The 13,235-nt window shown below is 49.7% G+C and carries 12 protein-coding genes; 8 read left to right on the top strand and 4 right to left on the bottom strand.

The window, feature by feature from the left end; translation table 11 throughout:
* Positions 1 to 346: 346 nt before the first annotated feature.
* Positions 347 to 2,092 (top strand): patatin-like phospholipase family protein, encoded by a 1,746-nt coding sequence (locus DFR42_RS01935; RefSeq protein WP_110253259.1) that lies wholly within the window; start codon positions 347 to 349, stop codon positions 2,090 to 2,092.
* A 105-nt stretch (positions 2,093 to 2,197) separates the two neighbouring features.
* On the opposite strand, the gene DFR42_RS01940 is transcribed toward DFR42_RS01935, so the two are convergent.
* Entirely contained in the window at positions 2,198 to 2,431 is a 234-nt protein-coding gene (locus DFR42_RS01940; RefSeq protein ID WP_110253260.1) for a hypothetical protein, read from the bottom strand.
* Positions 2,432 to 2,698: 267 nt separating this feature from the next.
* Positions 2,699 to 3,106: a hypothetical protein gene (locus tag DFR42_RS01945; protein ID WP_110253261.1), complete on the bottom strand. Its 408-nt coding sequence runs from the start codon at positions 3,104 to 3,106 to the stop codon at positions 2,699 to 2,701.
* 107 nt (positions 3,107 to 3,213) lie between these two features.
* Between DFR42_RS01945 and DFR42_RS01950 the strand changes: the two genes are divergently transcribed.
* Complete coding sequence (locus DFR42_RS01950; RefSeq protein ID WP_110253262.1) at positions 3,214 to 3,504, top strand: helix-turn-helix domain-containing protein; 291 nt, start codon at positions 3,214 to 3,216, stop codon at positions 3,502 to 3,504.
* Positions 3,505 to 3,701: 197 nt separating this feature from the next.
* On the opposite strand, the gene DFR42_RS01955 is transcribed toward DFR42_RS01950, so the two are convergent.
* The gene (locus tag DFR42_RS01955; protein ID WP_110253263.1) at positions 3,702 to 4,754 is read right to left on the bottom strand and encodes an AraC family transcriptional regulator; all 1,053 of its coding nucleotides are present in this window, start codon (positions 4,752 to 4,754) and stop codon (positions 3,702 to 3,704) included.
* 111 nt (positions 4,755 to 4,865) lie between these two features.
* On the opposite strand from DFR42_RS01955, the gene DFR42_RS01960 reads away from it, so the two are divergent.
* From DFR42_RS01960 to DFR42_RS01980, 5 genes are read left to right on the top strand one after another with little or no spacing between them, the layout of a single operon-like run.
* On the top strand, positions 4,866 to 6,476 hold the full coding sequence (locus DFR42_RS01960; RefSeq protein ID WP_110253264.1) for an FAD-binding oxidoreductase: 1,611 nt from the start codon (positions 4,866 to 4,868) through the stop codon (positions 6,474 to 6,476).
* Positions 6,473 to 8,092: a glycerol-3-phosphate dehydrogenase/oxidase gene (locus tag DFR42_RS01965; protein ID WP_110253265.1), complete on the top strand. Its 1,620-nt coding sequence runs from the start codon at positions 6,473 to 6,475 to the stop codon at positions 8,090 to 8,092. The genes DFR42_RS01960 and DFR42_RS01965 overlap by 4 nt, the downstream gene beginning before the upstream one ends.
* 11 nt (positions 8,093 to 8,103) lie before the next feature.
* On the top strand, positions 8,104 to 9,666 hold the full coding sequence (locus tag DFR42_RS01970) for an FGGY-family carbohydrate kinase (protein ID WP_110253266.1): 1,563 nt from the start codon (positions 8,104 to 8,106) through the stop codon (positions 9,664 to 9,666).
* A gap of 38 nt (positions 9,667 to 9,704) precedes the next feature.
* Entirely contained in the window at positions 9,705 to 10,415 is a 711-nt protein-coding gene (locus tag DFR42_RS01975; protein WP_110254191.1) for an alpha/beta fold hydrolase, read from the top strand.
* 15 nt (positions 10,416 to 10,430) lie between these two features.
* On the top strand, positions 10,431 to 11,447 hold the full coding sequence (locus DFR42_RS01980; RefSeq protein WP_110253267.1) for an AraC family transcriptional regulator: 1,017 nt from the start codon (positions 10,431 to 10,433) through the stop codon (positions 11,445 to 11,447).
* Between the two features lie 306 nt (positions 11,448 to 11,753).
* Here DFR42_RS01980 and DFR42_RS29080 read toward each other — a convergent pair whose 3' ends face one another.
* Complete coding sequence (locus DFR42_RS29080) at positions 11,754 to 11,891, bottom strand: hypothetical protein (protein ID WP_170133389.1); 138 nt, start codon at positions 11,889 to 11,891, stop codon at positions 11,754 to 11,756.
* Here DFR42_RS29080 and urtA point away from each other — a divergent pair.
* On the top strand, positions 11,890 to 13,143 hold the full coding sequence (urtA, locus tag DFR42_RS01985) for an urea ABC transporter substrate-binding protein (RefSeq protein WP_110253268.1): 1,254 nt from the start codon (positions 11,890 to 11,892) through the stop codon (positions 13,141 to 13,143). The two genes, DFR42_RS29080 and urtA, sit on opposite strands and share 2 nt — an antisense overlap.
* Positions 13,144 to 13,235: the final 92 nt, after the last annotated feature.

The raw sequence follows: 13,235 nt of genomic DNA on the forward strand, positions 1-13,235 counted from the left end.
AAATTTCAATTTGACAATTTAGTCGACAATGATTAAAAAGACAAACTTATTTGAATATTTGCATTTGGTTTTTTGCTGTCAATGACAGGCAAGTCGTACGCCTATAGCCACACTATGAGATAGTGTGGAACCTCTGCAATAATTAATAGTCTAATAAGCTTGTAGTTGGATTTTCTGCGAGATGTAGGGCAGTGAATTCGAAATTTTCTAGGACTTACACAAAATTGTCCCAGCAAGGCGTCAGCGACGGCGACAGTACTTTAAGTACCGAATCTTGCCAAATGCAGGCGCTGCAACGCAGCTGGGGCGGTTTTGTGTAGGTCCATCAGTGAATCATGGAGTCTGGATGTTGAATATACCCCCGATAAAAAATGCCTTTTTTGGCGCTTCGATCTGGGCAACGATGTTTTTGTCAGGCTGTGCTACTTTGCACATTGACGAAAGAAATCCTCATATAAACCTTAAGGCAAGCAGCGCAGATACCAGCGTGCCGCGTGCGAATTACCCTTCCAGGCTGGGGTGTGCGAGCACTACAGTGGCGGAAAATGACCCTTGTCTTCATCCCATGTTTGTTGGCGTGGCGATCTCTGGTGGTGGATTGCGGGCGGCAAATTTTGGTTTGGGGGTGATTGCGCAGTTACGCAATTTTGGTTTGTTTGATGAAGTCACGGCTTTGTCTTCAGTATCGGGCGGTTCACTGGCTGCGGCTGCAGTCAGCTTGAAGCCGCTGGAAAATGAAGCGGATTTTGACCTGATGTCAGCCCAGCTTCGCAAGGATTATTTAAGCTCATGGGTATACCGTTCAGCCAATCCTATGAATTTTGTGCCAACGCTGACCTCCGGCAAAAATGCCACCCGTATCCTGGCAGATGTATTTGATGCCGGAATTTATAAAGGGGCTGTCTATGGCGATTTGGGTGAACGCAAGCCAGGCAGGCCTTCCCTGTATATCAATAGTTCTCATGCGCACCGCTTTGTCGGTGCGGATACCCTGACAACCAGAGGGCTTAATTCTTCTGAAGCGAGTTTGCAGGGCTTTACCTTTACTGATGCCGCTTTTAAAGAAATTGGCTCTGATTTGAATCAGTTACGTGTCGCAGACGCAGTGGCAGCTTCTGCTGCCTACCCGGGTTTGTTTGTACCGCTGGCCCTGAAAAACTTCAATGCGGACAACGAGCTTTATCATCATTCGAGCCCCAAGTTTTTGCATTTGTACGATGCCGGTTCGTCTGATAATTTGGGTGTGGATGCCCTGATCCGGGCTTATTCAGAAATCCTGGTGGGTACGCAGGACCTGTCCTGTCTGCTGATACTGGTTGATGCGCATGTTAACGACAGGGGAGATTTGAGCGGTTCTCTGGCCGATACCCGTAGCAGCATGATTGACTATGTCATCAGCCCATCCATTTACCGCGCATTTGATTCTTTGCTGGAGCAGCGCCGGGAAGGTCAACTGGATGTACTCGGTGTGCCATTGGCCAGTGACCAGTCATACAGATTCAATCCCAATGTCAATATCCCTTTAAAGAATTATGCTTATTCTGGCGTCGCGAAATCCGCGGCCGACGCGCGCCAGTTTGCTTCTGATGAAATTCCTGCCATTACAGTAGGCCGTTCCATCAATCACGCGAACTGTGCCGTCTGGCATATAGGTCTGGATCGCTTGCTGGAATTGACAAGGAAGGGCAGCCCGCGCAAGCGCAATGCGTTCTTGCAGAAAAATGGCGCTGACGAGTACAGGGATGAATCTCATCGCGACAACCAGCTCATTAAACTGGACAGATTTGTCAATTCCATCCAGACAAATTACAAGCTGGCCGTGAATGGGCCGGGGCGTTGTGAAGAGGCTCCCATACAAAATTCTCTTTTTGAATCAGCCCGTGTCTTGATGACGATGGATACAGATTCGAATAATAAACTGGTGACATGGCTGAAAGATCATCACCGGGAAAAGTTATCGCAAGATATCAGTAATTTACTGGCATCCAAAGCAGCGCAGGATCAGGAGAGTGTGATTAAAGTGCCGCGCTATTCTGTGCAAGAACCGACTTCCTCACATCCTTTGGCGTCGTGGATTAATTGCGGTAAATAGCTGAAATGGATTTTTGAGGGCGGTTTACATGAAAAGACCTGAGCTGGCTCAGGTCTTTGCATATGGTGAATCATATCGATGATCGCCTTGATGTAGTTTGCAAAATCATGCGGCAATCTTGTGTTCGGCCCAGTGATAATCTATCGCCGCACTTGGCACACCGACAGAATTGGTATTTTCTGACGACATGCTGATGTGGCGTATATATTCTCCTGCGGCCTGTCTTTGTCTCAGATTGTCAGCGAATTTGAGGGCGGCAACCATGTCGCCGGTATCAAATTCCCTGCAGTGAGACATTTTTATTTGCTTGTGGATTTCTATCCAGAATACAGCAAACATGTTTACCTCCCTTCCTTGGAATAAAAAATAGCTGGGGATTTTCCCCTGGCTTTTGCGCATCTTTGTATTTGGATACGCATGATCAAATTAAGCTTGTGTACTGGCTTACTGGTGTTTCCGTGACCTTGTTGCTGGCCACGACCGCTTGCGCGGGTTTCACTACTGGGTCTGTGCTTATCATTGATAAAGCGACAGATGATTAAACAAAAAGCCCGGAGCTTTTCAGGGCATCCGGGCTTTTCAGCTTGAGGTGGGGAGGAGCTGTTCTTAATTTGCTCCTGCTACCTGAAGGGCTGACCTTCGGATGCGGTGATTGTGTTGAGGGTTAAACGTAAAATTAACTGTATTGGACTGCTCGTTACGGGTGTTCACATGTTTTGCGACTGTGCGAATAATGCCATCGCTATCATTGCGTTTGGATATCGTGCCAGCTACCGTTGCCAGTTTTGCTAGTGCATCACGATAGCCCAGTCCCGCCACTGCCTTGGCCGACAATGCTGACAGCAAGCCCTGTGCTGTTAAGCACATGTCTTGTTGTAGTTGTGGGAGCCAGGTAGTTTTCACGTATCGTCCTAAATAAAAAATGTCTAAAAGTCTTGCCAAAATCGATGAATTGATCTTGCCACAGCTTTTAAAAAAAATCCAGCATGGCGTGAAGAAAATTCTATATTTCATGTTGTTTTTATGCGGCGACCGCAAAAATTGCTTATATCCTGTATCATCGCAGCCGTTGCTTGATGTTCATTCATCTCTATTAAAACCCCAGTAATATTAATTTCCCCATGTCCGGACATAAAATAAAAGCCGAGCTCAGAATTCGTGAGTTGATGGTTGAAAACAAGATTCGTTCGGTTTCTGCCTTGCACCGTCTGCTGATCGCCAGGCGAGTGACAGTTTCGCATTCTCAATTATTACGTATCGTCGATAACAAGGCAGAACACTGGAAAGTGGAATTTATCGAAGCCTTTGCTGAATTGTTTAATTGTTCTGTGCAAGAGCTGTTTCGTTTTGAAAGCGTGCCTGTCACTGACGTTGTACCTGAGGCTGCAACTGCTACGCCCGCTGCGGAATGACAGCTTGATTGCAGGTTTGATATAGCTCAAGCAGCAGTTCATGCAGCCGTCATAATTTTGCGCTATAGTATGTCTAGCTGCTGTACATACAACCGATATGTATGACGGTAGTGAGGTGTGCCTGGTTTGCATTCAAGCGAACTGGCCACCGTCCAGAATTAAGAAATGCGGGTGCTGTGCAAACAGTGCCCGCATTTTTATTTGTGCAGATGTTTTTCGCGGTATGCGCCTGGGCTGACGCCTGTCCATTCCTTGAATGCATGATTGAAGGCGCTTTGCTCCTGATAGCCTAACAGGAAGGCGATATCTGCCAGGCTGAAACCTGTTTGCTGCAAATAATCAATGGCCATGTCTTTCCGGGTTTGATCCAGAATTTGCTGGAAGCTGATGCCTGCTTCGCTCAATTTACGTTGCAGAGTCCGCTGGCTCAGCAATAACTCTTGTGCGATCAAAGGCAATCTGGCCTGGTCTTGCGCCAAAGTATTACTGATAGCAGCCCTGACCTGGGCGACGATACCGCCATCTTGCTCGGCCTGCTGTTTTTGTTTGAGTAATTGTTCGGCATGATGTTGCAAGACAGGGTACATGCTGACATCGGCATTGGGCACAGGCCAGCTTAGCAAGGCTGTGGGGAAACGGGCGCAGTTGACCGTTGCATCGAAATGCACCTCCATACCAAAAAGGCGATGATGTTCGCTCAAATCATCTGGAGCCGCATGTCTGAAGTAAACCGGCGCATCAGGTAGTGTAGTGCCAGCAAACCAGTTGCCAAACACGCGTATGCCTGCGAATACGCTTTCAGCCAGATGCCTGCTGGCTTGTGGGAAATGACTATGCCACTGATATTCGGTCATCGCATCATCAACTACCAATACAGAGCGGCCAAGGTCATGCGCCAGACCTTCATAGCGCATGGTTTGCTGGAAGGCCTGTTCAAAGTCCTTGCAGCTCATCAGTATCATGCCATACACATTGTAGGTGCCAAGTTTGACTCTTTCGCCTACATGCAAGCCAAAGTGCGGGTCTATGCTCAGTTCTGCGCCTGCATCAAGCAGGCTTATATAGTCCGCAGCAGCTATGCTTTCCTGCAGCCTGCTCAGGGTATCTTCAGCCATGCCAGCCATGATCGCCAGCGTGCGCAAATTCAAACTACGTTCATTCGCCAGTTCAAGCAAAGGTTGCAGGTAGGCGGTAGCCACCCGCCCAGTGCTGTGCTTGCCTGCGACTGATCCTGTATGTGAATTTGGCATATTAAAACAAGAACCTTGTCATGAAAGCGCAATACCTGAAGGTGACACTTGATTAAGCTAGAAGTTAATTATTGAGTATACCAAGCTCAGGCTTAATTCAGGGATAGAAAAATGCGACGTTGGAATGGTTGGGGTGACGACAGTATTCATTATGCGATCAATGCAGATGCTCTGAGTTTTTTGCAGGCACGCATAGGCCAGGGCTTGCCGCAGGCAGATGCAGCATTGGATCATGTATGCCAGCAAGTGCCAGAGAGCCGCTTGCCAGTACATCCTCTGGTGGATACAGATGCATTGGGGCGTGTCAGGCATACTCTGGGGCAAAGCCTGCCAGACTGGCTCAAAATGCGCTTTGGCAAGATCAGTCATTTCCCCGATGGTGTGGCTTACCCAGAAAGTGCTGGCGACGTGCGCAGCTTGCTGGATTACGCCACTTTGCATAATATCGCCCTGATACCTTATGGCGGTGGTACCAGCGTGGTTGGGCATCTGGCCGTCACCGGGAGTGAGCAGCCTGTCTTGTCTGTCGATATGTCACGCATGTCGCAATTACTGAATCTGGACAAGGAAGCGCAACTGGCGACTTTTGGTGCGGGTGTCTTTGGCCCGGACCTGGAAGCGCAATTACGGGCCCACGGCTATACGCTGGGGCATTTTCCGCAGTCTTTTGAATATTCGACGCTGGGTGGCTGGGTGGTTACCCGTTCATCTGGTCAGCAGTCATTGCGCTATGGGCGTATAGAGCAATTACTGGCTGGTGCCAGGGTAGAGACACCTGCGGGGAGGCTGGACATCCAGACTTTCCCGGCATCAGCTGCCGGGCTGGACTTGCGGGAGATGCTGCTGGGTTCAGAAGGGCGCATGGGCATAGTGACTGAAGTGACCGTACGCATTACGGCTTTACCTGCATGTGAAGAATTTCATGCCGTGTTCTTTCCTGACTGGGATGCAGCGCAAACTGCTGTGAGGTCTATCGCCCAGGGCAAGCTCGGTTTATCGATGTTGCGACTTTCAAATGCCACTGAAACCCTGACCAGCCTGACGCTGGCAGGCCACAATAAGTTGATAGGCTTGCTGGAATCCTATTTGCGCCTGCGTGGCTGTGATGAGGGTAAATGCGTATTGCTCATCGGTGCCAGCGGCGAAAAATCCCAGGTGCGCCATGCCGTCAAATCTGCCTTGAAGATGACAGGCCAGCATCAAGGTGTGCACATAGGTAAAACCATGGGCGAAAAATGGAAGCAGGGGCGTTTCAGGAATGTGTACTTGCGCAATAGTGCCTGGCAGCAGGGTTATGCGATAGATACCGTAGAAACTGCCTGCGACTGGCCCAAAGTGAAGACCATGATGCTGAGCATGGAACAGGCTGGCCAGAATGCCATGGCAACAGAAAATGAACAGGTGCATGCGTATACGCATTTGTCTCATTTATATGGACAGGGGGCCAGCGTTTACTCAACCTTTGTCTATCGCCTGACTGGTGATTATGAACATGATTATGCACGCTGGCGCAGGCTCAAATCTGCAGTTTCTGCTGCCATCGTCGCCAATGGCGGCACCATAAGCCACCAGCATGGCGTGGGCAGTGACCATGCGCCTTATCTGGAAGCTGAAAAAGGCAGCCTGGGAATATCAGGCATGCGTCATTTGTTCAAACACTTCGACCCGCAAGGCATCATGAATCCGGGCAAGCTGTTGCCTGTAGAAGATGTAAAGCAATGAAAACAAGCAAATCACGTGCCGACTTGCTCAAGACGATTGCCGATGATGAGCAAGACTGGGACATCATCGTCATCGGCGGCGGGATCACTGGCGCAGGTATATTGCTGGAAGCTGCAAGACGCGGCTTAAGGGTTTTGCTGGTCGAACAAAAAGATTTCGCCTGGGGTACATCCAGCCGTTCATCCAAACTTGTGCACGGCGGCCTGCGCTATATAAAAGAGGGTAAATTTCTCCTGACGCGGGATTCTGTACGCGAAAGGCAGCAATTGATGCAAGCTGCGGCGGGTCTGGTAGAGCCGCAGAGTTTTGCCTTTGCCGATTATCAGGGTCGCAAGCCCGGGCGCTGGATGTTTGCGATGGGTTTGGTCATCTATGACTTTCTCGCTGGTTTGCGTGGCAAGCATTATTTTTCTGCGCAAGACTTCCAGATGCTGGCACCGCATATACCTGCGACTGATTTGAAGGGCGGTTCCTGCTACCTGGATGCCAAGACTGATGATGCCCGTCTGGTGCTCAGAGTCTTGCAGGAGGCCAGTGCTGCTGGAGCCACTGCATTGAATTATCTTGCTGTAAAAAGTGTCACGTATGAAAACGAGCAGGCCAATGGCGTAGTTTTGCAAGACGCAGTAAGTATGCAGGAATACCAGGTCAAGGCCAAAGTCATCATCAGTGCAACGGGAGTCTGGGCTGACGGTCTGCGTCAGCAGCAAGGAGCAAGTGCAAGATTGCGCCCCCTGCGCGGCAGCCATTTGTTATTGCCGGCCTGGCGCTTGCCGGTGGCGCAGGCAGTGAGCCTGATGCACCCACGTGATGGCCGCCCTGTCTTTGTCTACCCTTGGGAGGGTGTCAGCCTTGTAGGGACGACAGATGTGGATCATGGCTCTGACCTGCAACAGGAAACTGCAATCACAGCAGATGAAGTCGCTTATCTGATGGAAGCGATGGACTTCCAGTTCCCGCAATTACAACTCAGGCTCGATGACATCATCGCCAGCTATGCAGGCATACGGCCTGTGATTGATACCGGCAAGGCCGATCCATCCAAGGAAGGACGTGATCATGCCATCTGGCTGGAAAAAGGCTTATTGACAGTCACAGGCGGCAAGTTGACGACTTTCAGATTGATTGCGCAAGATGCGTTAAAACACATTGCTCATTTATTTCCTGGTCATCAAGCTGATCGTCAAGCGCGCAGCTTGTTTACTCCGGCTTCACATTTACAGGAAAAACAGCTTAATCATGCGCAAGCTTTGCGGCTGCAAGGCCACTACGGTGAGTTTGCTACTGAGCTCGTAAAGATAGCCCAGACCGGTGAACTAGATACCATACCAGGCACATTAACCATGTGGGTAGAACTGCGCTGGGCAGCACGGCATGAAGCGGTAGAGCACCTGCAAGACTTGATGCTGCGCAGGACACGCCTCGGCTTACTGCTAAAGCAGGGAGGTTTAGCCTTGTTACCTCGCATACGGATAATTTGTCAGTCTGAATTGGCATGGGATAACGAGCGATGGGAAAATGAACAGTCTGCCTATCTGCAATTGTGGAACAGGTATTATGCTTTGCCAGGCAAGAGTAGTATTCCTGAGTGGCGAAATCAGCGACAGCCTAGATAAGATCAAAAATCATGTCCAAACAATATATCCTTTCCATAGACAACGGCACTCAAAGCGTCAGGGCTATCCTGTTTGATTTGCGTGGCAATATCGTCGCCAAGTCCCAGGTACATCTCGAAGCTTATTTTTCAGATCAACCTGGCTGGGCAGAGCATCATCCTGAAGATTACTGGCAGGCAGTATGTACAGCCTGCCAGCGGCTGTGGAATGAACACGGAGTTTCACCATCGAGCGTACACGGTGTCGCCGTGACCACCCAGCGCGGCACCATGATCAACCTGGACAAGCATGGCCAACCCTTAAGGCCTGCGATTACCTGGCTAGATCAAAGGCGCACCGATGTGGTACCACCCGTCAACTCTTTGTGGATGACAGCCTTCAAGCTGGCAGGCGTTGCCAGCACTATCAATTTCTTTCGCGGTGAAGCAGAAGCCAACTGGATCAAGGCGCATCAGCCTGATATCTGGGACAAGACGGATAAATACCTGATGTTGTCTGGCTACCTGAATTATCGCTTGTGCGGCAATTTCATTGATTCCATAGGTTCGCAAGTCGGTTATCTGCCATTTGACTACAAGGGTTTGAAATGGGCAGGCAAGCTGGATTGGAAATGGCAGGCATTGGCGGTAAGGGCTGAAAGCTTGCCTGAGCTGGTGCCGCCCGGCACGGTCATGGGACACATCAATCAGGCGGCTGAGGCAGCAACCGGCATACTGGCTGGCACACCTTTGCTGGCTGCAGCAGCGGACAAGGCTTGTGAAGTGATAGGCGCTGGTTGCCAGCAGCCTAATATCGGTTGTCTCAGTTATGGCACGACGGCCACCATCAATACCACCAGCAAAAAATATCTGGAAGTAACGCCCTTCATACCGCCATACCCAGCAGCGATACCCAATTCATATAGTACCGAAGTACAGATATTCCGTGGTTACTGGATGGTGAACTGGTTCAAGGAACAATTTGGCCATCATGAAAAACTGCAAGCGGCAGAGCAGGGTGTCTTGCCAGAGGCCTTGTTTGATGAACTGGTGAATGCCGTGCCGCCAGGCTCCATGGGCCTGATGTTGCAACCCTACTGGACGCCTGGCATCAAGGTGCCGGGTGCGGAGGCCAAAGGGGCCATCATCGGCTTCGGTGATGTGCATACGCGAGCACATATGTACCGCGCTATTCTTGAGGGCCTGGCTTATGCCTTACGAGAAGGTAAAGAACGCATAGAAAAGCGTAGCGGTGTAGCGATCACTGAATTGCGTATCTCAGGCGGCGGCTCGCAAAGTGATGCTGCCATGCAATTGACGGCCGATATCTTTGGCTTGCCTACTTCACGCCCGCATATCTACGAGACATCCGGCCTGGGTGCTGCAATTGATGCGACCGTTGGACTGGGCTTGCATCCCAGTTTTGATGTGGCCATCAAGGAGATGACACGTATAGGCAAAACCTTTGAGCCTATCGCCCATCATCACCAGATCTACAATGAGCTGTATCACCGCGTCTACCAAAAAATGTATGCCCGTCTCCAGCCCTTATATAAAGAGATACAGCAAATTACGGGATACCCCAAAATGCATTGAGGCTGCATGGTAGTGCCTGGCCTGCTATGATTGCCAGCATGATGACTATCGTTCTTTTGCCTGGCATGGATGGCACAGGCACACTCTACGCGCCTTTGCATGCGGCATTGAATGGTGAATGCAAGTTACTGATGCTGACATATCCGGTAGATCAGGCGCTGAGCTATGCAGAGCTGGAAGCATTGGTTCAGACGCAACTGCCACAGGATGAAGACTATATTTTGCTGGGAGAATCGTTCTCAGGGCCGATTGCCATCTCCATCGCCGCCACGCAACCAGTGCGGCTAAAAGCATTAATACTTTGTGCGACTTTTGCCAGCAATCCTCGTCCCTTGCTGGCTGCGTCCAGGTATGCCCTGCCTTATTTGCCAACCAGGCTGGCACCTTTAAGTGTATTCAGTCATTTGCTGCTGGGTCGATTTTCCAGTAAAGAATTGCGCAGGCAACTGGCCTATGCTTTGGCGCAAGTCAAACCATCCAGCTTAAAGGCAAGGCTACGCGCGGTACTGTGTTGTGATGTCAAAGAAAAACTCAAACTCCTCAAAGTACCGGTAATTTATCTGCAAGCTAGCAGGGACAAGCTGGTACCTGCATCCGCTCATGCTGACATCAGCAGGCAATTGCATGACATGGAAACTTATAGATACGATGCACCCCACTTTTTACTGCAAACGAAAGCAGATGAAGTTGCGAAAGACATTTTGAAGTTCATTTCAAGAATTGAAGCTCATGAGGAAAAGCAGCTTTGATGCATAATATTAAGCATGAAAGCGCTCCCTACATCCCAATCTCAAGTTAATGCCAAGGTCAATGCTCATGTCCATGTCTATCAGGCGGAATACGCAAGACGCCTGAATCGTGTCCTTGATTATATAGATCAGCACCTGGACTCTTCTCTTGAGCTGGAACAACTGGCTGAAATAGCACATTTTTCGCGCTTCCATTTTCATCGGGTATTTGCCGCCTGGATGGGGGAGACCCTGGGTGATTATGCGCGCAGGCGACGCCTGGAAACTGCGGCCTGGCGTTTGTCCTGTGATCTTCAGGCATCAATACTGGATATTGCGCTGGCATGCGGATTTGCTTCTGGCGAAGCATTTGCGCGCGCATTCAAGCTGCGGTTTGATTGTACTCCCACTCAATGGCGTGCCGGTAGCCATAAGCGCAGGTTGGAGCAGGTGCGTGCTATTTATGAAAAAAGGCTACTGCAAGACAGCAATCTGAGTCAGGTACTCAGCAATCCTGATCAGGTAAGCCAGGGTGGTATTTGCGAAGATGGTGACTCTTATCAACCACTTCGAAAGTATCATATGGAAGTAAAAATTGTTCAGTTACCAGCAGTACGCGTTGCTTACCATCGCTATATAGGTCCATATGGCCCTGGTGTTACATCGTTCTGGCGCAGCAAAGTAGCGCCCTGGATGCAAGTGCACGGTTTGCAGGATCAATTATGCTATGGCATAGGTCATGATGATCCCAGTGTCACGGCAGCCGACAAATGCCGTTACGATGCATGTGTCACCGTACCAGATGTTTTTGCATCTGACACTCAGGTAAATATCAAGACTCTGCCAGGCGGTGCTTACGCTGTGGCCAAGTTCAATGGACCTGTGACCAGTGTCAATGATGCCTGGATGGAGTTGATGCGTGAATATTTGCCAGCCAGCGGCATGCAATGTGATGACAGGCCCTGTTTTGAGCAGTTCTCAGCGAATTCTGCGCTGGACTCGCAGACGGGGATGTTTTCTTGTTCACTGTGCATACCTGTCAACGCACTTTAAGAATGATAAAAAGAGATGGTGATGCTCGCAGTTTTCATTTGCGATTGTCGTAAGCTGATTTAATGCACCCTTACCGGGCCATGCGGACATTTCTTTACTTTGCTGTGTCATGGTCCGGTTTCTCCCATCACTCCAAATCATGTTTCCAGGAAAAGTACCGGTTTTGCACAGTTTCAGCGCACACATGCACCGAAAAGTAGAATTGCCATATTTGTCAGGCATTTTTCTCATGTTTTACTGTGATTACGCACTGACTTAGTCATTAAACCAAGTTCCTTGGTGTTTAGGCTTGCAAGGCATTCACCTTCATTTGCCATATAAGCGCTCACCAAGAGAAATCTGAATGCAGTTTTTGTTTTTATCAGCTGGCACGTTATCTGCTATCTGTCCTGATGGAAGTTCGGTTTTTCTTTCCATGACCTCACCACTATCAGGAGAAAACATGTCACGTCGTACTGTTTTGAAAGCAACTGCTGTCGCCGCAATGACCCTGGCCGCTACCGGTTGGATGTCGCAGGCACAGGCCGCCGATACTATCAAGGTCGGCATTCTGCATTCCCTGTCTGGCACTATGGCAATCTCGGAGACATCTCTCAAAGATGTGGCCCTGATGACGATAGATGAAATCAATGCCAAGGGTGGTGTCATGGGTAAAAAACTGGAAGCGGTGATCGTTGATCCTGCCTCCAACTGGCCGCTGTTTGCAGAAAAAGCCCGCCAACTCGTGTCGCAAGACAAGGTATCCGTCGTGTTTGGCTGCTGGACGTCGGTATCACGTAAATCAGTATTGCCAGTCTTCAAGGAACTCAATAGCCTGCTGTTTTATCCGGTACAGTATGAAGGTGAAGAGCTGGAGAAAAACGTTTTCTACACAGGTGCTGCGCCTAACCAGCAAGCCATTCCTGCGACAGAATACCTGATGTCAAAAGAGGGGGGCGGTGCCAAGCGCTTTGTCTTGCTGGGTACTGATTATGTGTACCCACGCACTACCAACAAAATCCTGCGCGCCTTCTTGCATAGCAAGGGTGTCAAAGATACTGATATCGATGAAGTGTATACCCCATTCGGCCACTCTGATTACCAGACCATCGTCGCTAACATAAAGAAATTTGCTGCGGGTGGTAAGACGGCAGTTATCTCCACCATCAATGGTGACTCCAATGTCCCATTCTATAAAGAACTCGGCAATGCTGGCTTGAAGGCCACGGATGTACCTGTCGTCGCCTTCTCAGTCGGTGAAGAAGAATTGCGCGGTGTAGATACCAAGCCATTGGTGGGTCATCTGGCCGCCTGGAATTATTTCCAGTCCGTGAAAAACCCGGTGAATACTGAATTCATCAAGAAATGGAAAGACTATGCAGTTGCCAAAAAACTGCCTAATGCCGCAACAGTGGTGACCAATGATCCTATGGAAGCGACTTATGTAGGTATATATATGTGGAAGCAGGCTGTTGAAAAAGCCAAATCCACAGATACCGACAAAGTCATCGCTACCATGGGCGGGCAGACTTTCAAGGCACCTTCCGGTTTTGAGCTGACGATGGACAAAACCAATCATCACCTGCACAAGCCAGTCATGATAGGTGAGATCAAGGCTGACGGTCAGTTCAGCGTTGTCTATAAAACCAAGACACCTATCCGTGCGCAACCATGGAGCCCTTTCATCCCGGGCAATGAAGGCAAGCAGAAGCTGTAATTCAATAAATGTTTAAGGATTGACGCAGACACTCAGGGCTCTCACATCGATTGCCCTGAGTGCTGTTCCGGATTCTCCATCCCTGACCTGGT

Origin of the sequence: Undibacterium pigrum, from assembly GCF_003201815.1 — a bacterium.
Classification (GTDB): Bacteria; Pseudomonadota; Gammaproteobacteria; order Burkholderiales; family Burkholderiaceae_D; genus Undibacterium; species Undibacterium pigrum.